This is a genomic window from Brevibacillus schisleri, assembly GCF_055685845.1.
Window position 1 is genome coordinate 2,678,059 of sequence record NZ_JBVNDM010000001.1, and the last position, 23,274, is coordinate 2,701,332.

Annotated in this window: 28 protein-coding genes; 25 read left to right on the forward strand and 3 right to left on the reverse strand. The window is 47.1% G+C overall.

The window, feature by feature from the left end:
• Window positions 1-33 precede the first annotated feature (33 nt).
• Both ACUUHJ_RS13315 and ACUUHJ_RS13320 read left to right on the forward strand, forming a co-directional pair.
• Complete coding sequence (locus tag ACUUHJ_RS13315) at window positions 34-948, forward strand: NAD(P)/FAD-dependent oxidoreductase (protein WP_472299070.1); 915 nt, start codon at window positions 34-36, stop codon at window positions 946-948.
• A 375-nt stretch (window positions 949-1,323) separates the two neighbouring features.
• The gene (locus ACUUHJ_RS13320) at window positions 1,324-1,923 is read left to right on the forward strand and encodes a genetic competence negative regulator (RefSeq protein WP_007723994.1); all 600 of its coding nucleotides are present in this window, start codon (window positions 1,324-1,326) and stop codon (window positions 1,921-1,923) included.
• Between the two features lie 73 nt (window positions 1,924-1,996).
• Here the strand turns inward: ACUUHJ_RS13320 and ACUUHJ_RS13325 are convergent, their stop codons facing one another.
• A complete protein-coding gene (locus ACUUHJ_RS13325) occupies window positions 1,997-2,740 on the reverse strand; it encodes a PIG-L deacetylase family protein (RefSeq protein WP_472299071.1) in 744 nt (247 codons plus the stop codon).
• Between the two features lie 310 nt (window positions 2,741-3,050).
• Between ACUUHJ_RS13325 and ACUUHJ_RS13330 the strand changes: the two genes are divergently transcribed.
• Window positions 3,051-4,340 (forward strand): Glu/Leu/Phe/Val family dehydrogenase, encoded by a 1,290-nt coding sequence (locus ACUUHJ_RS13330; protein ID WP_007723992.1) that lies wholly within the window; start codon window positions 3,051-3,053, stop codon window positions 4,338-4,340.
• A gap of 599 nt (window positions 4,341-4,939) precedes the next feature.
• On the opposite strand, the gene ACUUHJ_RS13335 is transcribed toward ACUUHJ_RS13330, so the two are convergent.
• Window positions 4,940-5,911 carry an asparaginase gene (locus ACUUHJ_RS13335; protein ID WP_012686122.1) on the reverse strand — a complete coding sequence of 324 codons (972 nt, stop codon included), beginning with the start codon at window positions 5,909-5,911 and terminating at the stop codon, window positions 4,940-4,942.
• 82 nt (window positions 5,912-5,993) lie between these two features.
• Here ACUUHJ_RS13335 and prsW point away from each other — a divergent pair, with 82 nt between their 5' ends.
• The 17 genes from prsW (at window position 5,994) to ACUUHJ_RS13420 (ending at window position 19,083) form a co-directional block, all read left to right on the forward strand.
• On the forward strand, window positions 5,994-6,668 hold the full coding sequence (gene prsW / locus ACUUHJ_RS13340; protein WP_289677668.1) for a glutamic-type intramembrane protease PrsW: 675 nt from the start codon (window positions 5,994-5,996) through the stop codon (window positions 6,666-6,668).
• 20 nt (window positions 6,669-6,688) lie between these two features.
• Window positions 6,689-6,847: a hypothetical protein gene (locus ACUUHJ_RS13345; RefSeq protein ID WP_289677669.1), complete on the forward strand. Its 159-nt coding sequence runs from the start codon at window positions 6,689-6,691 to the stop codon at window positions 6,845-6,847.
• A 25-nt stretch (window positions 6,848-6,872) separates the two neighbouring features.
• Window positions 6,873-7,532, forward strand: coding sequence for a cell wall hydrolase (locus ACUUHJ_RS13350; RefSeq protein WP_472299072.1), 660 nt, complete (start codon window positions 6,873-6,875; stop codon window positions 7,530-7,532).
• A gap of 32 nt (window positions 7,533-7,564) precedes the next feature.
• Complete coding sequence (gene ypeB / locus ACUUHJ_RS13355) at window positions 7,565-8,956, forward strand: germination protein YpeB (RefSeq protein ID WP_472299073.1); 1,392 nt, start codon at window positions 7,565-7,567, stop codon at window positions 8,954-8,956.
• Window positions 8,957-9,072: 116 nt separating this feature from the next.
• The gene (locus ACUUHJ_RS13360; RefSeq protein ID WP_289678081.1) at window positions 9,073-9,753 is read left to right on the forward strand and encodes a flagellar brake protein; all 681 of its coding nucleotides are present in this window, start codon (window positions 9,073-9,075) and stop codon (window positions 9,751-9,753) included.
• A gap of 16 nt (window positions 9,754-9,769) precedes the next feature.
• A complete protein-coding gene (locus ACUUHJ_RS13365; protein ID WP_229088044.1) occupies window positions 9,770-9,961 on the forward strand; it encodes a hypothetical protein in 192 nt (63 codons plus the stop codon).
• 158 nt (window positions 9,962-10,119) lie between these two features.
• On the forward strand, window positions 10,120-10,791 hold the full coding sequence (cmk, locus tag ACUUHJ_RS13370) for a (d)CMP kinase (protein ID WP_199927083.1): 672 nt from the start codon (window positions 10,120-10,122) through the stop codon (window positions 10,789-10,791).
• A complete protein-coding gene (locus ACUUHJ_RS13375) occupies window positions 10,788-11,381 on the forward strand; it encodes a lysophospholipid acyltransferase family protein (RefSeq protein WP_289677673.1) in 594 nt (197 codons plus the stop codon). The genes cmk and ACUUHJ_RS13375 overlap by 4 nt, the downstream gene beginning before the upstream one ends.
• A gap of 185 nt (window positions 11,382-11,566) precedes the next feature.
• Entirely contained in the window at window positions 11,567-12,739 is a 1,173-nt protein-coding gene (gene rpsA, locus ACUUHJ_RS13380; protein WP_289677674.1) for a 30S ribosomal protein S1, read from the forward strand.
• A 76-nt stretch (window positions 12,740-12,815) separates the two neighbouring features.
• Entirely contained in the window at window positions 12,816-13,868 is a 1,053-nt protein-coding gene (gene fni, locus ACUUHJ_RS13385) for a type 2 isopentenyl-diphosphate Delta-isomerase (RefSeq protein ID WP_289677675.1), read from the forward strand.
• Between the two features lie 83 nt (window positions 13,869-13,951).
• Entirely contained in the window at window positions 13,952-14,587 is a 636-nt protein-coding gene (locus ACUUHJ_RS13390) for a YphA family membrane protein (RefSeq protein ID WP_472299074.1), read from the forward strand.
• Between the two features lie 7 nt (window positions 14,588-14,594).
• Complete coding sequence (locus tag ACUUHJ_RS13395) at window positions 14,595-15,500, forward strand: YIEGIA family protein (protein WP_012686133.1); 906 nt, start codon at window positions 14,595-14,597, stop codon at window positions 15,498-15,500.
• Window positions 15,501-15,503: 3 nt separating this feature from the next.
• Window positions 15,504-15,686 (forward strand): capping complex subunit for YIEGIA, encoded by a 183-nt coding sequence (locus tag ACUUHJ_RS13400; RefSeq protein ID WP_064199963.1) that lies wholly within the window; start codon window positions 15,504-15,506, stop codon window positions 15,684-15,686.
• A 53-nt stretch (window positions 15,687-15,739) separates the two neighbouring features.
• Window positions 15,740-17,053, forward strand: coding sequence for a ribosome biogenesis GTPase Der (gene der / locus ACUUHJ_RS13405; protein WP_172138898.1), 1,314 nt, complete (start codon window positions 15,740-15,742; stop codon window positions 17,051-17,053).
• Between the two features lie 16 nt (window positions 17,054-17,069).
• Entirely contained in the window at window positions 17,070-17,672 is a 603-nt protein-coding gene (gene plsY, locus ACUUHJ_RS13410; RefSeq protein ID WP_289677678.1) for a glycerol-3-phosphate 1-O-acyltransferase PlsY, read from the forward strand.
• Window positions 17,673-17,685: 13 nt separating this feature from the next.
• On the forward strand, window positions 17,686-18,738 hold the full coding sequence (locus ACUUHJ_RS13415; protein WP_289677679.1) for an NAD(P)H-dependent glycerol-3-phosphate dehydrogenase: 1,053 nt from the start codon (window positions 17,686-17,688) through the stop codon (window positions 18,736-18,738).
• A 78-nt stretch (window positions 18,739-18,816) separates the two neighbouring features.
• The gene (locus ACUUHJ_RS13420) at window positions 18,817-19,083 is read left to right on the forward strand and encodes a stage VI sporulation protein F (protein ID WP_007716506.1); all 267 of its coding nucleotides are present in this window, start codon (window positions 18,817-18,819) and stop codon (window positions 19,081-19,083) included.
• Window positions 19,084-19,203: 120 nt separating this feature from the next.
• Here the strand turns inward: ACUUHJ_RS13420 and ACUUHJ_RS13425 are convergent, their stop codons facing one another.
• Window positions 19,204-19,689, reverse strand: a complete 486-nt coding sequence (locus ACUUHJ_RS13425; protein WP_289677680.1) for a hypothetical protein — start codon at window positions 19,687-19,689, stop codon at window positions 19,204-19,206.
• A gap of 158 nt (window positions 19,690-19,847) precedes the next feature.
• On the opposite strand from ACUUHJ_RS13425, the gene ACUUHJ_RS13430 reads away from it, so the two are divergent.
• From ACUUHJ_RS13430 to spoIVA, 5 genes are all read left to right on the forward strand, one after another.
• Window positions 19,848-20,012 carry a DUF2768 family protein gene (locus ACUUHJ_RS13430; protein WP_256435327.1) on the forward strand — a complete coding sequence of 55 codons (165 nt, stop codon included), beginning with the start codon at window positions 19,848-19,850 and terminating at the stop codon, window positions 20,010-20,012.
• Between the two features lie 12 nt (window positions 20,013-20,024).
• Window positions 20,025-20,321, forward strand: coding sequence for a 2Fe-2S iron-sulfur cluster-binding protein (locus ACUUHJ_RS13435; RefSeq protein ID WP_172137955.1), 297 nt, complete (start codon window positions 20,025-20,027; stop codon window positions 20,319-20,321).
• Window positions 20,322-20,337: 16 nt separating this feature from the next.
• Window positions 20,338-20,685: a 2Fe-2S iron-sulfur cluster-binding protein gene (locus tag ACUUHJ_RS13440; RefSeq protein ID WP_012686141.1), complete on the forward strand. Its 348-nt coding sequence runs from the start codon at window positions 20,338-20,340 to the stop codon at window positions 20,683-20,685.
• A 16-nt stretch (window positions 20,686-20,701) separates the two neighbouring features.
• Complete coding sequence (locus tag ACUUHJ_RS13445; protein ID WP_372677867.1) at window positions 20,702-21,430, forward strand: hypothetical protein; 729 nt, start codon at window positions 20,702-20,704, stop codon at window positions 21,428-21,430.
• Between the two features lie 181 nt (window positions 21,431-21,611).
• On the forward strand, window positions 21,612-23,090 hold the full coding sequence (gene spoIVA / locus ACUUHJ_RS13450; RefSeq protein WP_026133991.1) for a stage IV sporulation protein A: 1,479 nt from the start codon (window positions 21,612-21,614) through the stop codon (window positions 23,088-23,090).
• Window positions 23,091-23,274 lie beyond the last annotated feature (184 nt).

Genomic DNA, 23,274 nt, shown 5'->3' on the forward strand with positions numbered 1-23,274 from the left:
GGTCATGCTATCGGGAAAAGGATAAGCAGGTGGATGCAGGTGGAGTATGATACGGTCATTGTCGGCGGCGGGATTGCAGGGCTTCAAACTGCCATTCAACTTGCAAGATGCCTTCGACGCGTTGCAGTCATTAACATGCCAGGTGGTCGATCAACAATCGCCAAAGCCTACCGAAATATTCTCGGATTTTCGGAAGGGGTTAGTGGCGATTTTTTGCGTCATGCGGGCAGGGAGCAAGCACAAAAATACGGAGCAATCTTGATAACAGATGAGGTAACCAAGCTTTCAACCGACCCAAGCGGCTTATTTTCGATAGGTACAAAAAGTGGCATACATACGCTTACTTCGCGAACGCTGGTTTTGGCAACCGGCATACGTGATCCGTTCCCAGCCATCCCTGGCTTCTCCGATTGTGTAGGGATATCGATTTTCTTGTGTCCCGACTGTGACGGCTATGAAACAGTTGACAAAGCCACGGCAATCATTGGAGCGGGCCCACACGCTGTTTCGATGGCAGACGAACTTATTTATTATACAAACAGGTTAACAGTCATTAACCATGCAGAAGTGCAGGTGGATAGGCAGGATGTCTCTGAACTGAGCAAGCGAGGGATTATGTATCGGGAGGAAAAAGTATGTGCTCTTCATCATACGACGGGGCAATTGCAGGAAATCGAGCTCTCTTCAGGTGAACGGTTGTTTGTAGAAAGAGCATTTCTTGCTTTTCCTGGTGCGCATGCATTGACAGAGCTTTTACGTGGTTATTCCGTGCAAATTCATGAAAAAGGCCACATCCAAACGAACCCGCGAACAAAAGAAACGGATCATCCCAACATCTGGGCTGTTGGCGATATCAATGAGCATTCTCAGCAAGTGTCGATTGCCATGGGAGATGGGACACAGGCGGCCATTTGGATTCAAAAGCGGCTGCGTGAATGGGAGACGTAAAAAAACGCCTGATTCTGGGCGTTTTTTCATGTACAAACCTTTAGGAACGAGAAGGAACCCGAACTAGCAGAACCAAATATAAATACAGAAGAAGAACAATGAAGGGGAACTTTTCCTGGGAAAGCGCAGGAAGTGACAGACAACAACAAAGTTTCTTTTTTCATGAGTGGATTCGACATCGGCAGGCGAATGCTGCGTAGGTGTCAAGGTAGCTTTGTTCCAGTAAATAAATGTGATATGATAGGACTACCCCGTATTTTCCAGTCCATCAAAAAATGGATGAATGCCAACAGGTATTCGCCGGAGAATGTGGAGAACTCTTACAGGCTTACCATCATATTTTGTAGTACGACTGGATGGCGAGGAGGGACAGTCATGCGTGTTGAACGCCTTGGTCAAGATAAAATACGAATCTTTTTAACTTTTGACGACCTCTCAGAGCGCGGGATAGAAAAAGAAGACATGTGGCGTGACATTCCTAAAGTTCATGAACTGTTCAACGACATGATGGAACAGGCTTATCACGAATTAGGGTTTGAGGTATCAGGGCCTGTTGCAGTTGAAGTGTTCGCCTTGCCAGCTCAGGGAATGGTCGTAATCGTAACGCGTGGCAAGACGGGCTCAAAGGACGGGAAAGAGGAAGAATTCGAAGACGAGGATGTATACGAGCTAGAGGTCACGTTGGAAGAAAGCGATTTAATCATGTATGCCTTCCGGGACTTTGAGCATATGGTTGAAGCCGCCCACCGCATTAACGCCCTTTTGACCAATGGCGGAGCTGCCTACTTCTACCAGGGGAAATATCATCTGGTGCTGGAGGAAGTCGACTTGGATCAGGAGCGTTATCACAAGCTAATTGCGATCCTCTCTGAGTACGGAGAAGCGACGCCGATAACGATTTATGTGTTGGAAGAATACGGGAAAGTGATCGTTGCCGACGATGCTGTAAAAGAAATATGCAGGCATTTCACGTAATCAAAAAAGAAATGTCTGGGAATATAAAACAGCACCTAGTCAACCAACTAGGTGCTGTTGCTGTCTGTATCGATTATGCTAGGCCGTCAAAAAAATCAGCCTCTTTACCTTGAAGGGTATAGTTGGGAAGGCTGTGCCAAGCCAAGATGTAATGATTGTTTGGCGGAACAGAATCGTACTCGCCTTTTGTTACACCTGGAAACACGCGTTCTACTGATAAGTGCTGTGTTCTGTGTGCCCGCAAGGCATCAGCTACTTTCGGCATATATTCAGGTGCGTGAATGATCGTCGTAATGCTCTCGATTGGATCTGTAAAGGGTGGCTTCATCGTACCAAATCCTTCGTCAGATGAGCGAGTCGCATAATAAAGCTTTCGCACGCTCGTATCTGGGCCTAAAGAAAGGACAGCCTGGGTGGTTGCATGACTAATCGCCAAATGGTCAGGATGTCCGGAGATGCCATGCGGTGCAAACGTGACGACAATTTCCGGTTGGATCTGGTGAATAGCCTGGTGGATACGAGTAACTAGCTCATCTACGGGCACTGTGTTTAGGAACTTATCCTGATATTCCCAGACGTCTACTTGATCGAACCCAAGAATGGCACAAGCGTCGCGAAGCTCTTGCTCACGAAATCGGGGGAGTTCTTCTGGTGTGCATAACGGGGGGTCACCAGCTTTTCCTGCTTGCCCTTTTGTTGCACACAAGAGATGAGTGCTGGCCATTTTGGTCTCACTATATTTGGAAATGGAAATCCCACAAGCAAACGTTTCATCATCGGGATGGGCAAAAATAAACAAGATAGACTTTTTTTTCATAAAAACACCTCCATGAATAAACTTCCACATTACGTTATCCATTATGGCATAAATTCACTAATCCTGTAATGAAAGAAACGAGTTTGGGGACAATAGAAGCATGGCTGGACGTGCATTTGAAGCTAATGGTACAAAATAGTGTCTGTAAAAGCGATTTCAAAATGGTTGGTAAATAATTGAATGATTATGCAAAACAAGGCACGAAAACGTTTTCGAAATGGAAAAAAAACATTTTTAAGCTTCTCATAAATGATACAAGCGTGTATACTAAAGGCGGCATTGACCGAAAACATTTTTGAGGTGGTAAGTAATGGGTAATCAAGACGTGGTAACCGAAAGCACCGAAGGGAAAGAAAAGCAAGAATCATTGAACTTGCTCCATTCAACTCAAACGGTGATCAAGGAAGCACTGGAGAAACTAGGTTACCAAGAATCGATGTTTGAACTCTTGAAGGAACCGCTACGCGTTTTGACTGTACGTATTCCGGTTCGCATGGATAATGGCGAAGTAAAGGTATTTACGGGCTATCGTGCACAGCACAACGATGCAGTAGGTCCGACCAAGGGGGGCATTCGTTTCCACCCGGAAGTTACTGAGGATGAAGTTAAAGCACTTTCTATCTGGATGAGCCTCAAAGCAGGTATCGTCGATCTGCCATATGGTGGTGGTAAAGGCGGTATCATTTGCGACCCGCGTGAAATGTCCTTCCGCGAACTGGAAAGACTGAGCCGCGGTTACGTTCGCGCAATCAGCCAACTTGTGGGCCCTACTAAAGATATTCCGGCTCCGGACGTCTTTACGAACTCACAGATCATGGCGTGGATGATGGACGAATATAGCCGTATCCGTGAATTTGACTCGCCTGGTTTCATTACGGGTAAACCAATTGCGCTGGGTGGTTCCCACGGCCGCGAAACAGCTACTGCAAAAGGTGTAACCATTTGCATCCGTGAAGCAGCAAAGCGTCGTAACATCGATGTAAAAGGTGCTCGCGTAGTTGTACAGGGCTTTGGTAACGCTGGTAGTTACTTGGCAAAATTCATGCATGATGCAGGCGCTAAAGTCGTAGGTATCTCTGATGCATACGGTGCGCTGCATGATCCAAACGGTTTGGATATCGACTACTTGTTGGATCGTCGTGATTCCTTTGGTACAGTGACAAAACTGTTCAACAACACGATTACCAACAAAGAGCTTCTTGAACTGGAATGCGACATTTTGGTTCCGGCAGCGATCGAAAACCAAATCACAGCTGCAAACGCTCACAACATCAAGGCGTCAATCGTAGTAGAAGCGGCAAATGGCCCAACTACTTTGGAAGCAACTAAGATTTTGACTGAGCGTGGAATTCTTCTGGTTCCAGACGTACTTGCTAGTGCTGGTGGTGTGACTGTTTCCTACTTCGAGTGGGTACAAAACAACCAAGGCTACTACTGGTCTGAAGAAGAAGTAGAAGAGAAGTTGGAAAAAGTAATGGTTCGTTCGTTTGAAAATGTATACTCCATGTCTCAAACTCGTCGTATTGACATGCGTCTGTCTGCTTACATGGTTGGTGCCCGCAAGATGGCAGAAGCTTCTCGCTTCCGCGGTTGGGTATAATTCTTCAAACAACCCTCCATATATTGAGAAAACAGGGCTCCGCCGTTTTGGCGGGGCCTTTTTTATTGGTTGCTTGAGATGTGACTGTAGTGGAGAGAAGAATATTTCCAGGCTAGGCTCCGGGCTTCGTCCTGCTGAGGGTTGAGACTGTCCGCTCCGAAGGGATTCGCGGGGAAACGCAAAAGTGGTAGCCGCTTCGAAGTAGGAGCACGGTTGCGTTTCTTTTGCCCGCTCATCCCTTCTCCGCTCGGTAGGACTCCACAAGTCGCTACGCCTGGAAATATTCTTCTCTAGCGTAACAGGTAACACTCTTCAATCTTTTAAGGCATTTAAAACCTGTCTAAAACGGGAAGCTCGTAGAGGAAACAGGAGAAATAAGCGAAACACGCTCTTAATCGTCCACCTCTGAAACACATCCTGAAGGGACAACTTTGGACGCGGTTTCGCTTTTTGCATGGAGTCGTACAGTCAATCCCACAGCGGGTGGCCCTAGAATCTGAGCGTTTTCTCTTGTTTCCTCCCCACCACAACAGCACCGTACAACATGTTTCCAAAGACAAAAAACCTCCTGAAGAACCAGGAGGCTTACGTCATATGATTTACTGGTCGAACAACAGCTGCAGCTCTTTGAAAGTCCGTGTTTTTTGCAGCGTTACAATTAACTTGAGACGAGCCTTTTGCCCATTTAAGCCATTGGAGAAGATGATGCCCATCTCTTTTAGCTTGCGACCTCCACCTTCATAGTCATAGATATCCTGCACCTGGCCATTGTAGCAGCGGGAGACGAGGACGATCGGTACGCCTTTGTCCAGTAATTGCTGCAGGGTAGGGATGATAGCGGGTGGAAGATTTCCCAATCCAAACGCCTCTACCACGAGTCCATCAATTTGTTGCTCCAATAAAAACTGTAGCCAAGAAGGCTCCATGCCAGCAACTGCCTTGATCAACGGGACATTCGCATCAGCATGGGTAATGGCATAATGCTCGCGATCCAATGGAGCGTGGTGGTATTGCACGCTTTTTTTCGCAATGGTACCAATCGGTCCGTATTGTGGCGACTGGAAGGTAGCGACATTGCTCGTGTGTGTTTTCGTTACGTGACGTGCCGCGTGAATTTCGTCATTAAAAACAACGATAACCCCTTTGTTCAAACTGTCGGAATCTGCAGCTACACGAACGGAAGAAATGAGATTGACTGGACCGTCAGCTCCGAGCTCATTACTGCTGCGCATGGCTCCGGTTACGACAATCGGGACGTTGACCGACAAAGTCAGATCCAGGAAGTATGCGGTCTCCTCCAACGTATCAGTCCCGTGGGTAATGACAATGCCATCATAATGATCTTGTTCAAAGGCTTCCTCAATATCGAGACGCAGCTGATTCATGATTGCAGGAGTCATATGAGGGCTAGGTAGGTTGAGTACATTTTTCATGGTGACATCCGCGTGTTTTTCTAAAAAAGGAAGGATTTTATTGACTGCTTGATCATCCAATGGCTTTACGCCTTCTGAGTCATCGACAGACATGGCAATTGTACCGCCTGTGTTCACTACCAAAATTTTTTTTGACATGATCTCTCTCCTGTAGCGGGTTTTCATCAACCATTATTCATGGTACGATGAATGATAGTCTTGTGTAAAGGAGTAATAAAAGATGATTGCTTTGATCGGCGCGGCAGTTGCCCCCGGTATCGCCATCTTAAGTTACTTTTACCTGCGTGACAGTCTCGAACCGGAGCCGATTTCAATGGTCATCCGGTCGTTTATCTTTGGTATGCTGCTGGTCGTACCGATTATGGTACTACAGTACATCATGCAGAATGAATGGAACTGGCGGGATGGCATTGTCGCGGAAGTTTTCCAATCCGCTGTCGTGGAAGAATTTTTTAAATGGATGGTCATCTATTTTACGGTTTATAAACATTTGGAATTTGATGAGCCATACGATGGAATTGTTTATGCGGTTGCGGTGTCACTTGGTTTTGCTACGTTGGAGAATTTGTTTTACCTCATTATCAATGGAACGGATATTGCCATCTGGCGTGCCTTTCTGCCGGTATCCAGCCATGCGCTGTTTGCGGTGTGGATGGGCTATTATCTCGGACGGGCCAAGTTTTCCAAGGACGCCAAACATGAACGGCTTTTTTTATGGATGTCGATTACCTTGCCGATCAGCTTACATGCTTTGTACAACTTGATTTTTTTGGCGGTCCAAAACTGGTTGGTAGTGATTGTGCCATTCATGCTTGTATTGTGGTGGCAGGGCTTAAAAAAGGTACAAAGAGCACACGATTTCGGTTCTAAAAATCTCTCTTCACGTCCACAATAGACGGTAAGGAGGAGACGTGCGTGCTAAAAACCGATCGAGCAAAAGTGACAATTCAATGCAATGTATGTGGAGAAAAGTTTACACTGCGTGGTCATCGAGAACCTGGAGGGCAAATAGAAACAGGGTTCAAGCAGTGCCTGTGTGATAACGACAAGCATTTTCAGATTGATGAGTCCTGATCTTTTCCATCCCAACTAAAAAAGTGTGGCGAATCTATGTGGGCCGATGCAAATAGCATCGGTCTTTTTCTATATCCAGATTTACATGCATAATCCACTCTTCCTCCACCAACACTATGCAAAGATTTCAATACATGCCAAGGAGGATTCAGCCGTGCGTACAATCTGGATCGCAGGTGTGTTGGTGATGTTGGTGGCAGCGGGCTTGAGTGGGTACAAGGCTGTCTGGAAGGAAAAGAATGTAGCTGCCGTACAAGAGGAGCAGATAGCTGCACCTGCAGCAAAGGATAAGACGGTCAAAACCAAAGCCAGCTTCCATCCTTCACGAGTCTCTGACAATGATTTAAAAATCATGGCGAATGCTGTTTACGGGGAGTCAAGAGGAGAGCCGTTTGAAGGGCAAGTTGCAGTCGCTGCCGTTATATTGAACCGCGTCAAGAGCCCTACGTTTCCTGATACGCCCTCGGCTGTGATTTTCGAACCACGTGCTTTTACAGCAGTTGCTGATGGTCAAATATGGCTTACACCGAATGAAAGTGCGACGAAAGCAGTGAAGAATGCACTAAACGGCTGGGATCCGACGGGAGGCTGCACGTACTATTTTAATCCGGATACAGCAACATCCGGTTGGATTTGGAGCAGGCCGCAGGTGAAAAAGATCGGGAAACATATCTTTTGCAGATAATGGATGCATAATCAAAGGAGGAGTGGCAAGGGATGGTATATGGAGCAACAGCACGCGTGTTATTTCCCGTTGCCCTAGTTGCCTTAATAGGCGCTGGCGTGTGGGGATATCAGGAGCATAATGAGAAGAACTCGGTCTTGATCAAAGCGGAAAACTCATACCAACGGGCTTTCCATGATCTCACTTATCATGTGGACAAGCTGCACGATGAGCTTGGTAAATCGCTGGTGGTCAACTCGCGCAGACAAATGACCCCTATCTTGACGAGTGTTTGGCGCCTTTCCTATGCGGCACAAGCGGATGTCGGACAACTGCCATTGACCTTGATGGCATTTAACAAAACAGAAGAAATGTTGTCGAGGGTCGCGGATTTTTCCTATCGTGTCGCTGTGCGTGACCTCGACAAGCAGCCATTGAGTCAGAGTGAATACAAGACATTGAAGAGCCTTCACACCCAAGCAAAGGAAATCCAGGATGAGCTGCGCAAGGTACAAACCGTCGCGATGGACAAACAATTGAGATGGATGGATGTCGAGACAGCTTTGGCCTCCAATAAAAACAAAGAGGACAATTCCATTATCGACGGATTCCAAACCATTGAGAAAAAAGTGCAGGAATACCCTGATTTAGACTGGGGCGTCGGAATACAGAGCCTCGATAAGAAAAAGCAGCAGCGAATCAAAGGGATCGATGGCAAACCAGCTACAAAAGAGGAAGCAGAGAAGAGTGCACTATCGTTTCTCGGGTTGAAGCCAGGAGATGCGAAAGTAGAAGTAAACGATAATGGCAAGGGGCAGGAATACTCGGCTTATAGCGTACATGTCACGCCAAACGGGCACAAGACAGGTATTAACCTCGATGTCACCAAACGCGGTGGGAAAGTCGTTTGGATGATGAACGAGCGTGGAATTGGCGAGGAAAAGCTGGATATGAAGCAGGCGGAAGAAAAAGGTCGAGTGTTCTTGCAGAACCATGGATTTAATAATATGCAGGTCTCTGAGATTGACAGCTACGACCGCAGCGCACTCTTTACGTTTGTGCCAGTTCAGGATGGCGTCAGAATTTATCCAGACGGAGTGGTCGTTGAGATTGCGTTGGACAACGGAGAGGTTACTGCCTATAATTCGACGGAGTATCTGTTTAATCACAAAAAGAGAATTCTCTCCAAGCCCCGTCTCTCGAAAGAAGAAGCAAGGAAAAAAGTCAATCCGAGTGTAAAAGTGACGGATCAGCGACTTGCCCTAATCGAAGGGAAAAACGATGGAAAAGAAGTGCTGGCGTGGGAAATGACAGGCAGCTTTGAAGGAAATTCGTACATGGTCTACATCAATGCCTTGAATGGAGAAGAAGAAGAAGTTGTGAAAATGGAAACGGGATCGGGATCGGGAGCGGGAGCGGGAGCGGGACAGAACGAAGGACAATAGTGTTAAAAAAATAGGGGGAAAGCTAGTTTTTTAGCGGCTTTCCCTATTTGCTGATTCGAAACAAAAGGGTATATAATGGAAAGGGTGATAGGAAGGGGAGGAACAATTACTTTATGATGCTTCCACGAATAGGACAAATAATAAGACTAAACTTCACGAGTTCCTCAGAAGAAACGGAGTTGCAAACCTTCAAAAGCCGTGTGGCCGATTTGAAGGAGGATGTAGCTTCTATCGAATTGCCGACCAGCGAAAACACTGGACGGACTGGGGTGTTTCAACCAGGGACAGAATGCTTGGTTTGGTATGTTGGTGAGGATGGCTCACGCTATGAATTCCGCTCTGCGATTGTCGGCAGACAAAACAATCACATTCCTGTTCTGCTTCTGCAATTGCCGGCTAAAGAGGAGATTGTGCGCACACAGCGACGAAACTACTTGAGAATTGACACCACGGTAGACATCGCAGTCAAACTGGATGATCCGATTCGCCGTTATCATTTTCTAGCACGAACGTTAGATATCAGTGGTGGCGGGCTGTCTTTTAGCTGTGAGGAAAGCTATCATTTAAAGGAAAAAGACAACTTGCACGTCTGGATTTCCCTTCCAAGTAAAAATGGACAGGTACAACATGCTTTTGTTGAGATGGAAATCGTCAGACAAAAACCGGCGGAAGAAAAAGGATTGCACCAATGGATTTCGGGTAAGTTCACCCAAATCAGCGAGCAAGATCGGGCAAAAGTGGTTAGAGCGTGTTACGAGAGACAGCTAGAGCTTCGCAAAAAAGGCGTTGTGGATTGACGCTTCATCAGAGGAAGTGACCCTATTGACCAGTCAGTACAACGATCGTTTTCGCAGCTTTTCCAAACGGGTAGAAAAAGGCATCATGATTGGAATTGTCGTATGTGCGATTGTACTGACCATAGGCGAAGTCCTCATTCAGTACGTACCCGCAAGATTAGTATTAATCGAAACAGAGCGCTTGGAAGGCGTGTCCAGAGAGCCCTAAAGGTTTGCGCATGCTTCCATACTATGGTACTATTATAGATAACATAGAAAACGGTCTTGTTTCGTTTTTTCATCACACAAAGAATGGGAAAGGGCTTCGACAGAAGCTTTTCTTGTTTTATTCCCATCCGAACTAACGTACATAGCAGGTGAGAAGTAATGAACATTGCCATTGATGGACCAGCGGGAGCCGGCAAAAGCACTGTCGCCCAAAAAGTAGCGGGTCAACTGGAATACGTGTACATTGACACGGGTGCCATGTATCGTGCCCTCGCTTGGGCAGTCCACCATCATCAGCTCCCTATCAGCGATGAGTCTACAGTTTCCGAACTTTTGCAAAAAAACAAGGTTCAACTCATTCGGGAAAACGGACAGCAACATGTATACTGGAATGAAATCGATGTCACGAGCTGGATACGTTCCACAGAAGTGAGCCAGTACGCCTCTATTGTAGCGAGCTACGGTTCCGTACGTGAACAAATGCTTGTGCTCCAGCGACGATTGGCGACACAAGGCAATGTCGTCATGGACGGCAGAGATATCGGTACTCATGTTTTGCCAGACGCTGACGTGAAGATATTTCTGACGGCCTCCATTCAAGAGCGTGCAGAACGCCGCTGGAAGGAACTACTCGCAAAAGGTACCCAGACAGACTTGGCTGAGCTGGAAAAAGAAATCGAAGAGCGAGATCGACGGGACATGCAGAGAGAAGTCGCGCCGTTGCGTCAGGCGGAAGATGCCGTTTTGGTAGACACAACAGGAATGACCATTGATCAGGTGGTCGATCGCATCTTGCAAATCTGCGAGCGAACGGGAGAGTCAACCCATTGAGTTACTATCGTTTATTCAGAGGTTTTTTTCGCATCATTTTTTCGCTTGTCTTTCGTTGGCAAGTGATCGGGCGTGAACATATACCTAAGGAAGGCCCAGTGATCCTATGCGCGAATCATATCTCGAACTGGGATCCACCACTTCTTGGTTGTGGCATCGAGCGTCAGGTTCATTTCATGGCCAAAGAAGAGCTTTTTAAAATTCCGGTTGTATCTTTTCTCATCACAAAATTCGGCGCATTTCCGGTCAAACGGGGTGCAGGCGATCGTGCGGCAATACGTGCGACGCTAAAATTGCTAGAAGATGGGAAAATCTTTGGAATTTTCCCTGAGGGATCCCGAAGCAAAACAGGGGAACCAGGAGAAGCGTTGCCGGGTGTGGCGATGTTTGCACTCAAGTCAGAAGCCATGGTTATTCCGGTAGCGATTATCGGACCGTATCGACCGTTTCGTTCCATTAAGATCGTATACGGAAAACCGATCGATCTTGCTCATTTGCGTGAGGCTAAGTCCAGCGCAGATACATTGAAGGAAACGAGCGACCTGATTATGGAGCACATCAAGCAATTACGAAACCAGCATCTCTCTTAGCAAACGGTATAGAATTGCTAAAGGGAAGAATACTAAAACTGCTGGAACTTACTGGCTTCATCAGTACTAACTGCCAGCCATCAGGCGACAGTTAAAAATATACATGCTCCCGCTTCGTGTAGCGAGGTTGTACACAACCTGTACATAGACGTTTGGGACTGGATGGTATTAAGGAGGTCTTTTGAATGATGGAAGAAACGAACGTAAGCTTGACGGATGCAACAACCATTTCTGTAGGAGATGTCGTAAAGGCAACCGTAACAAAAGTTGAGGACAAACAAGCGCTTGTAGATCTAGGTTACAAGTACGATGGTCTGATTCCTATCAGCGAACTGTCTCCACTGCATGTTGAAAAGGTATCTGATGTAGTAGCGGTTGGTGATACTTTCGAAGTGAAAGTCATCAAACTAAACGACGAGAAAGAAGAACTCGTTGTTTCCAAGAAAGCAGTAGCAATGGAATCCTCTTGGTCTGATCTTGAGCAAAAAATGCAAGCGGGTGAAATCATTGAAGCGGCTGTGAAAGAAGTAGTGAAGGGCGGCCTTGTTGTTGATGTAGGCGTTCGCGGCTTCATTCCGGCTTCCATGGTAGAGCGTCATTTTGTTGAAGATTTCTCCGACTACAAAGGCAAAACATTGGCTTTGAAAGTAGTAGAAATGGATAAGGAAAAGAATAAAGTCATCCTGTCCCACAAAGCGGTTTTGGAAGACGAAGTAAAAGTGCAAAAGCAATCCATTATGGATAAAATCCAAGTGGGTCAAGTATTGGAAGGAACGGTTCAGCGCATGACCGATTTCGGCGTATTCGTGGATATCGGTGGTGTTGATGGATTGGTTCACGTATCTGAGCTTGCTTGGAACCGTGTAGATAAACCGTCCGATGTCGTGAAAGAAGGCGACAAGGTAAAAGTGAAGGTCCTCAAAATTGACCGTGAAAACGAGCGCATTGGCCTTAGCATCAAGGAAACGCAAGCAGGTCCATGGGCGAACGTTGCAGAAGATTTCAAAGCGGGTTCTATTTTGAATGGAACGGTAAAACGTCTGGTGTCCTTCGGTGCATTTATTGAGCTGGCACCTGGAATCGAAGGCCTCGTACACATCTCCCAGATTGCAAATCGTCGGGTGAATACACCTAGTGAGGTGTTGAAAGAGGGTCAAGAGGTACAGGTGAAGGTTTTGGATGTTGTTCCACAAGAACAACGCATTAGCCTCAGTATCCGTGCAGTAGAAGAAGACCGTGTGGAGCAGGCAGAACGTGCGAGCAAGCGTGAACAGCAACAATTCACGCAAGAAAACAACCAACCAATGGGCGTGACATTGGGCGAGTTGTTCGGTGATCTGAAAGACAAGTTCAAGTAAGATAAAAAGTAGGATTCATGGGGATACGCTCTGGCGTATCCCTTTTTTCTGAGAGCAAAAGTCTAGGAGGGGTACAATGGATCGGCGTTCGATTAGAAAATTGGACCATATTCGAAATGCTCTTATCACCGGGGAAAATGGGGCAAATAGTTTTGATGATGTCAGCTTTGTTCCGAACAGCTTGCCGAATGCAGCACTTGCAGAAACCTCACTGGACACCGAGATCGCATCCTTGCGACTCTCCTCACCGATCATGATTAATGCGATGACGGGTGGAGCTGGTGGGACTACCCGGATCAATCAAAAACTGGCGATCATTGCGAGGGAACGAAATCTGGCGATGGCTGTTGGTTCACAAATGGCCGCTTTGCGTGATCCAGATGTTACGGATAGCTATCGGATTGTCAGAAGGGAACATCCACAGGGGATCTTGTTTGCAAATGTGGGGGCAGAAGCGACAGTAGAGCAGGCAAAAGCAGCGGTGGAGATGATGGAAGCGAACGGATTGCAAATCCATCTGAATGTCATGCAAGAGCTGTTAATGCCTGAGGGGGATCGGGATTTTCGCGGCTATCTGGAGCGGATTCAGGCGATCAGGGAGAGTCTGGATGTGCCGGTTATCGTCAAAGAAGTCGGCTTTGGTATGGCAAAGGAATCGATCGAGAAGCTGATAGAAATCGGGATCAGAACAATCGATGTGGGTGGAAGAGGCGGAACAAATTTTGCTCAAGTCGAAAATATGCGAAATGATCAGCCGAATGCCATGTTCGAGGATTGGGGATTTACGACGGTGGAGAGCTTGCTGGAAGCGAATGCTGTCGGTCATCCAGGAGTGTCATACATTGCAACAGGTGGTGTTCGTCATGGACTCGATGTAGTCAAAGCCGCTTCTTTAGGTGCGTCCGCTGTCGGGATGGCAGGGGCAATGCTACATCTGGTTCAACGCGAATCTATGGAAGATTGCTTGTCTACCGTCGACAGATGGCATCATCAAATTCGTGTGGCGATGACGGCACTAGGAATGAAAGGTCTGGCTGACGCCGTTTGTACACCTGTTATGATCACGGGAAAAACAGCAGAGAAAGTGAGGCTTCGTCACGTGCAATTGGAGAGACTGGCACAACGTTAGGTAGTGGACGAGCATTCGATTCATGAAATTTCCTTGGTTGAGGCATACTTTTGGGAGACAACCATCATTTTGAGGAGATGAACATGAACGAGGGAACCGTTGCGATCCTTATCCAGTGGTCTTTGCTATGTCTTGTCTGGATGGGAAGCTTTGACTTGCAGCTGCGAACCATGAAGATGGAACGCAGACGAGTGCTCGCAGTGATCAGCGCATTTTTAATTTGTACGTTTGTTAGCTGGGAAATCTATTTTGCCCCTATTCAAGTTAGTCTAAGTGGAACGATATTGCCACTGATCGCAAGCATTGTCCTTTACACCAAGCTCATGTCTAAAATACGCAGATTGTACTTGCTGAGTGCGCTGGCAACGGCCCTTTTGCTATTTTGGCTACGCTGGCTGTTTTTTACCGATCCGATCTTGCTGTTTTGGGACGAGCGCATCATCGTACCTGCTGTTGGAGTCAGTACAATTCTTTTGATGAGCCGAACACATCTGGGACAGCTGTTTCAGCTAACGCTCTCCTTGCCTCTCGCAGATGCGATACATTCGCTCTATTTTTGGAAATTGTCGGGTTCTTGTCAGTGGGGATCCGAGTATGCGCAAGATTTGCTGTGGAGTAGCCTATCTCTATGGGCTCTTGTCAGCATAGTCTGGTCTGCGATTCGTCGTATCCTTGGTAGAAAAGAAACAGAGTCTTCCCATTCCGATACGGGTAGGTGACGCTAGGGTGTTGAAGGGATTGCTAGCATATGATTATGTGTTTCCGTTAGTTCTGGGTTTCCTATTCGGCATTTTGTGCCGGATTCATCTTTTGCGAACAGATTATCGACAATATCCAACCTATCCCCACGGAAAAATTATTCACGTTTCACTTGGGGTGATCGCATCCGCGCTCGGAGCGTTAGCGATTCCTGCTCTGCTCAAGGAGAACTACACGGCAGTCACATTTTTGACGTTGGCTGCTCAACAATTCCGTGATGTCAGGAACATGGAACGCACTACTCTTAATGAGATCGATAAACGGGAGCTAGTGCCCCGTGGTGGCCCCTATATCGAAGGAATCGCAATGGTGTTTGAAGGACGCAATTACATGGTCATGTTTACCTCTTTGGTGACAACGACGGCTACCATTCTCTTTCATTGGTGGGGAGGTGTCATTGCAGGTGTCATCGCCTTGTTGATTTCTCGCAAGCTGCGCTCTGGAAAAACACTATCGCTGATTGCAGAGATCGAGCCGGGGGAAGTGAGAATGGAAGGAAGAGACTTGTATGTGAACGACATTTACATCATGAACGTCGGGTTGGCAGATGCTCAAGAGATCATACGTGAGCAAGGCGTGGGTTTTATTCTGACACCGCGGGATGCCAATGCCAAGGTCACGCTTGCCCACCCTGGACAGCGGCAAGCGATTTTGCACGATGCTGCAACGCAACTCGGCGTATATACCGACACGGGAGAGCCATCTCTAACACCCTTGGTAAAACGTGATATAAAGTCGGGGAGAATGGGTGTATTTTTATTGCCGCAAGAAAAAGATGTGGAACGTGCAACATCCGTCATTCGTGCAGTCCCGATTCTCGAAAGCGTCTTCCGAATGCCAACGAAGACTAGAATGATGAAAAAGGAGCTGTAGGCCATGACAGGAGTAATCTTGGCGGCGATTACGACGAACAAAGACAGGATAGCAGGTGGTGTGCCGATTTTTATCGAGTCTACTACGGAGCTTATGCAGCAAACAGCTTTCACCCTGGAAAAGATACTAGACGGGATGGTGCATGAAGTAAGCGCCGATACCCTTATCATTGTTCGGCATAAGTAGTGTATGGTATGATTAGCTAGTCAAAACGTAAATGAGAGAGAGTGTTGTTGATTATGGGATTACCAGTGGTAGCCATTGTGGGGAGACCCAACGTGGGGAAATCCACGATTTTTAACAGATTGATTGGCGAACGAGTCGCGATCGTGGAGGATATGCCGGGAGTAACCCGTGACCGCCTGTACGGGAAAGGTGAATGGTTAACTCATACTTTCCATGTGATTGATACCGGTGGAATTGAGTTTGGTGAGACCGACGAGATTCTTACACAGATGCGTTACCAGGCAGAGCTTGCGATTGACGAAGCAGATGTCATCATTATGATTGCAGATAGCCGTACAGGTGTGACAGATGCGGATGTTGAATTGTCACGGATGCTGAATCGGACGGGAAAACCCGTCGTACTCGCAGTGAACAAAGCGGATAATCCGGAAATGCGTGCGGATATTTACGATTTTTATTCCCTGGGCTTAGGCGAGCCATTTCCTGTCTCGGGTAGCCATGGTCTTGGCTTGGGCGATATGCTGGAAGACGTGGTTCAGCATTTCCCAGCTGAGGATGACGAAGAGAAGAGAGACGATGTTATTCGTGTATCTATCATTGGTCGTCCAAACGTCGGGAAGTCTTCCTTGACGAATGCGATTCTCGGTGAAGAGCGCGTCATTGTCAGTGAGGTTGCCGGAACGACCCGTGATGCGATCGACACGCCATTTGAGCGTGATGACCAAAGCTACATTCTTGTAGACACGGCAGGTATGCGCAAGCGTGGAAAAGTGTATGAAACAACGGAAAAATACAGTGTAATGCGTGCGATGCGTTCCATCGAAGATTCCGATGTCGTTCTTGTTGTCATTAACGGGGAAGAGGGCATTATCGAGCAAGACAAGAAAATCGCAGGTTATGCACATGAGGCTGGCCGTGGTGTCATTATTATCGTGAACAAATGGGATGCGATTGAAAAAGACGACAAAACGATGCAACGCTTCACAGAATTGATTCGCGAAGAGTTTAAATACCTAGATTATGCTCCGATCCTGTATGTGTCTGCAAAATCGAAGCAACGTGTCCATACCATTCTACCGAAGGTCAATGAAGTAGCTCAAGCACATGCGATGCGCATTCCTACCGCGGTTCTCAATGACTTGGTAACAGATGCGACGATCCGTACGCCTCCACCATCTGATCGCGGCAAACGCTTGAAGATCAACTATGCGACACAAGCAACGGTGAAACCGCCGACGTTCATTCTGTTTGTGAACGATCCGGAACTCATGCACTTCTCCTATGAACGTTACATAGAGAACAAGATCCGTGAAGCATTTGTGTTTGAAGGCACACCAGTTAGAATCTGGACACGGAAAAAAACGTAGGGAGAGAAAAAACGCCATGGTGTTATTATCCTGGGTGCTTAGCTATTTAATCGGTTCTATTAGCTTTAGCTATCTTATTGCCAAAAAAGTCGCAGGAATTGACATTCGTTCTCATGGCAGCGGAAATGCCGGTGCAACCAATACCCTCAGGGTGTTAGGAAAAGGCCCCGGCATTGCCGTTCTCCTTCTTGATGCATTAAAAGGAATAGCTGCAATGGGACTGACTCACCTGATGACGGGGGATCCGGCAGCGTACGCAGTGGCAGGATTGTTTGTTATCGCGGGTCACAATTGGCCAATCTTTTTTGGATTTCGCGGAGGGAAGGGCATTGCGACCACGCTAGGTGTCGTATTAGGGTTTTCTCCCTTGGCATTTTTGATTGCTGCCGTGATGGCTGTCGTAGTCATTGCGATCACTCGCTTTGTTTCATTAGGGTCATTGGTTATCGTAACGGTTATTCCATTTACCCTTTATTTGTTGGACAAACCCATTTCCTTTATTTGGGCGAGCTTGGCAATCGCAATCTTTGCTTACATTCGTCATTATAATAATATCCGCAATCTTCTTTCAGGGAACGAGCGGAAACTAGGAGACAAGTCCAACCGGAAGCTGGGATAATGTACGAACGGACATGAGAAAAGTGGAGGGGGACGTATTGATTCAAAATGTTACGGTGATTGGTGCCGGAAGCTGGGGAACGGCACTTGCTACAGTCTTGGCGGACAACGGTCATCAGGTCACGCTTTGGGTACGGGATACCAGGCTGGCAGAGGAAATAAACAGTAAGCATGTGAATGAAAAATACCTGCCGGGAGAAAAGTTATCAGCTAACATAGTGGCGACGACCAACATTCAAGAGGCTGTAGTAGGGAAGCGCATTGTTCTTCTCGTTGTTCCTTCTCATGCCATGCGCCAAATCTGCCAGCAAGTGGCTCCGCACCTAGAACCGGATGTCCTTTTGATTCATGCGACAAAAGGCTTTGAATTGCAAAGCTTGAAGCGAATGTCAGAAGTCATTTCGGAAGAGGTGCCGAAAGAGATTGCGTCCAGATTGGCAGTGTTATCAGGACCAAGCCATGCCGAGGAAGTGGTCAAACGGCAACCAACGACAGTTGTGATGGCGTCTGAATCGGAAGAAAGCATGCTGCGTTCTCAGGATTTGCTGATGAATACGAATTTTCGTGTGTATACCAACCCGGACCTGATTGGCGCTGAGATCGCCGGAGCGTTGAAGAATATCATTGCACTTGGTGCAGGGATGTCGGATGGTTTAGGGTATGGAGACAACGCGAAGGCAGCCCTGTTGACCCGTGGCTTGGCGGAAATTAGCCGTCTGGGCATCAAGCTCGGTGCTAAGCCGCTTACGTTTTCAGGTTTGGCTGGTGTTGGCGATTTGATTGCCACATGTACGAGTAAACACAGCCGAAACTGGCGTGCAGGTTATATGCTCGGACAAGGAAAAAAACTCGATGACGTACTGGCACAGATGGGGATGGTCGTCGAAGGCGTTCGCACGACAAATGCAGCCTTTTCCTTATCGCAACGCGAGCAGGTTGAAATGCCAATCACTACGGTTCTGTATGGCATGCTGTTTGAAGGGAAAGAAGCTCGTCAAGGCGTGGAAGAACTGATGGGGCGCGGAAAAACCTTTGAAATGGCGTACCTCAATCCCGATGCCGAATAAGTCATGAATGAAGTATCACCGATTTAGGCTTCTGCACATACCATAGGGTGAAAGCCCATGTGCAGGAGGAGATTTCACATGAATAATATGTCGAAACGACTTTTTGAGCGCTTGCAAGGGAAAGCAACGGAAAATGTCGATGAAGAAAAGCTTCGCTCACTAGCCGGTCAGGTCAAGCGCAGTGATTTTGAAGACGAGACCAAGCTGCGTCAAATCATTCGCACACTCGCTACCCTTAGTGGCAAGCAATTAACTCCTGAAAAGGAAGATAAGGTCATTGAGATGTTTCGCAATCAGGAAATCAATCTGGGTGACATGTCGACCTTGACCAAGCTGCTCAAATAAGAGAAATGGGCGATTATGCCCGTTACCTGCAACAAAAACCGTCATACAGTAAGACTAGGAACAATCATGGCTCTACAGGGACATGGCTGACCTACAGATTGCAAGAAAAAAAGAGGGATCTTATCCCTCTTTTTTTCGTTCCTTGGTGCTGCCGCTTACCTGTGTAATCAGGTTCTGGACCAAAGGGGATTGCAGGAGACCCAGTAATTGCCCGATATCTATATTGGCCAAAAGGTTCCCTAAGCCTGATTCCTGCGGTGTTGTTGTTTCTGCAGCCTTTTGTGGCTCTGGGGCAGCTTTGCGTTTGCCAGCAGTAGCAGGCTTTTCGGCAACAACTTCAGGCTCAGGTGTGCGTTTTCCGAGGTTCTCAATCATCTCCATCGCCCCGTACAACGAATCCATCGTGTCTTCTACCTGCCGAATCGTGCTGCCGATTCCTTTGATATTATGGCGCATTTTCGAAACAGAGGTGCGCAAATCAACCGCGGGCAGGATTTTTTTCGGTGAAATAGAAAGGGAGACATTTTCGACTTGGTCACTTAATTTTTTGCTGGGTATAGGCGCGTATGGATTCCGCCATTTTCGATTACTTACTTTATTACTCAACGTTTCATCCCTCCAATGGGCGAATTCATCAGGATAGTCTATGCGAATGTCTAGTATGAGGTTCGCAAGCGTCAGACGATGAGGGGGAAATATGGTATAATAAAGCAAAAAATGCAAAGGATGCTGCAGTCCCGATGTATATTGATCCTATGACAAAGATGAACATTTCCTTAATCGCCATTGGGCTCATGTTCGTCTGCAATTTACTTATGATCTTTGCCAGGAAAATAACCAATGGGTTCTTGCGGTTCCTTGTGAAGACCATCGCATTCTTACTATTACTTGTCGTGCTTGTCATGATTTTGATTGTGATTTTTGTCTAGGGAGGATAAACGATGTCAACAATCACACTACTTACTCGTGCAGGCAGTCATGAAGTCTCGATCGAGTTGAATCAATCCATTGTTGATCTTGCGAAAAAGAATAACATTGTGTGGGGCCATGCATGCCAAAGAGGGGTATGTGCACAATGCCGTACACATGTTTTGGAAGGGGCAGAGTACTTAAACGAAGTGACACCAGAAGAAAAACTGCGATTGCGAAAGGCTGAACGCGCAGATGGCTACAGATTAGGCTGCCAGACAAAGGTTGTTTCATCAGGAACAGTCAAGGTAGCTCATCGGCCGTACTAGTAAAGGAAGTGACGGAATGGGGAAAGTAACCTTTCTCCCGAGCAAGAAGAGTGTGAAGGCGCGGACAGGGCAAACCTTGGTCGGTGTAGCTTCGTCAGCTCGCGTCGTAATCCCGCAGAGATGCGGAGGACACGCATCTTGTCTGATGTGCCGCGTGGTCGTTGAGAATGGCCTGCTGTGCCCGCCAACGGCACTGGAAAAGCGAAAGCTGCCTGAAAAGGATCTGGCGAATGGGATTCGTTTGGCCTGTCAGGCAAAAACAACAGAAAAGGATTGTACGGTCAGGATTCCAGAAAGCAAGCTGAAATCAGTGGTAGCGGCTGCACTCGAGCGACAACGCAAAGAAAATGAAGATGGAATGTAAGAGGTGTATACATAAGATGTGGCAATCGTGGCGAAAATCGTTCAAACTTGTGATCAGTTTGACGATTCTGACTACCCTTTTATCTGGATGCTTGTATCCGGATGAGCGAAGAGCAGAGAATCAAATTCCTAGTACCTTTTTTGTAGATGCAACGCAAAAAGCGGTTGAGCAATTCCAGAAAGACACAGCAGTGTTGCCAATCGAAACGAAATCCCTTGATACTCCTATTTTTGAAAAATACGAGATTGATTTCCGCAAGATGATTCCGAAATACATGCCGGATGTACCTGGGAATGCATTTGAAAAAGGCGGCGTATACAAGTATGTACTGATTGATGTGGAAACAAAACCAACAGTGAAGCTCATTCACTTGACCGCTGTCAGCACAGTGGGGGATGTACAAAGCGAAGTAGACCGTTACAAGAATCATTTCGAAAAGCTGCCTATACTCGCTGACTTGGGGAATGGATACTATTCCATTGATCATGATCGGCTCGGGTTAAAAGCGTGGCAGGTGCCGTCGACAATGGGGACTTACTTATTGCCACTGATCATGAACGCTGAAGGACAAGTTGGAATTGATTACGCTGCGGATATCGCGCAATTGCTCCGGAATACAAAAGTAACCGTGCCGGAAAAAACAGACCCGAGGTACGTGCTGGCGCGCAATTCCATGTTCGTACCCGCGAAATCGTTTCCATATGAAATGGTCGATGGTGATCCGAAGCTTCTCAAACTAAATTAACTTCGTGAAAAACGGCTCGCATCAGGGTCGTTTTTTTTTGTTCTAGTTAACGCAAAAATACATATATTTGTACTGTCCACAAAACTAGTACGAGATTCCCTACGAAAATACTGGCGGTCAGGGATAATTCGGAAAATCGGTCATAGTGTAAAAATAGACAAATAGAAGGAGGTCATCGATGGTGGAACGAGTCGACATCTTTAAAGACATTGCCGAGCGGACGGGCGGAGACATCTACCTCGGAGTGGTAGGCCCCGTTCGTACGGGAAAGTCGACCTTTATCAAGCGGTTTATGGAGCAAGTTGTAATCCCGAATATCAACTCTGAAGCGGAGCGGATACGAGCGACAGATGAGTTGCCGCAGAGCGCTTCAGGACGAACAATCATGACAACAGAACCCAAATTTGTTCCGAATCAGGCCGTTAACGTACATGTGACAGAAGGACTCAGCATCAATGTCCGCCTCGTTGACTGCGTTGGCTATACGGTAGAAGGGGCAAAGGGCTTTGAAGACGACAATGGCCCAAGAATGGTAAATACACCTTGGTATGAAGAGCCTGTACCATTTGAGGAAGCGGCCGAAGTCGGAACACGCAAGGTTATCCAGGAACACTCGACCATCGGGATTGTAGTGACAACGGATGGTAGCATCGCGGAAATACCGCGTGTAGGATACATCGATGCAGAGGAGCGGGTTGTAAACGAGCTGAAGGAAGTAGGAAAACCGTTCGTGATCGTTGTGAACTCGACGCGTCCGCGCTCTGATGAAGCACAAAACCTTCGGGTACAACTCCAAGAAAAATACGATGTACCAGTCGTTGCCTTGTCGGTTGATCATATGACCGAGCAGGAAATCTTGCTCCTCATGAGAGAAGTCCTGTTCGAATTCCCAGTTCATGAAGTAAATGTCAATCTGCCGAGCTGGGTAATGGTGCTGGAAAACGGGCACTGGCTGCGTCAGAACTACGAGGAAGCTGTACGTGAGACCGTGCAGGACATCCGCCGGTTACGCGATGTGGACCGTGTCGTCGGCTTCTTCAATGACTATGACTTCGTAGAGAGAGCCTCTCTTGCTGGTATGCACATGGGGCAAGGAATCGCAGAGATTGACCTCTACGCGCCAGATGAACTGTATGACCGCATCTTGATGGAAATTGTCGGAGTAGAGATAAATGGCAAAGATCATCTGCTGAAGATCATGCAGGAGTTCGCACATGCCAAGCGCGAGTTTGATCAGGTAGCGGAAGCATTGCACATGGTCCGAAGTACGGGCTACGGTATAGCAGCCCCGTCGTTGCATGAAATGACCTTGGACGAACCTGAACTAATCCGCCAGGGACCGCGTTTTGGTGTCAGACTTAAAGCAACAGCGCCATCTATTCACATGATTCGGGTGGATGTCGAGTCTGAATTTGCTCCAATAATCGGTACAGAGAAGCAGAGTGAAGAGCTTGTCCGCTATCTAATGCAAGACTTTGACAAAGACCCGCTTTCCATCTGGAACTCCGATATTTTTGGACGCTCTCTCCATTCCATCGTAAGAGAGGGTATCCAGGCGAAAATTACCATGATGCCAGACAACGCCAGATACAAATTACAGGAGACATTGGGTCGAATCATCAACGAGGGATCGGGTGGCCTGATAGCGATCATACTCTAATAAATAGTTCCAAAGTCCTATAAACAACAAATAGAGGGAAGGCATCTGACATGACGAGATGCCTTTTTTTCTTGTATTTCGTTCAATTTCGACAGGAGGGGCTTGAATTTAAGAAATCGGTGTATTACTATAAGCTTGTCAGATCGGTAAAAACAACCATTCGTGTATAAAACGCTTCGTTTCG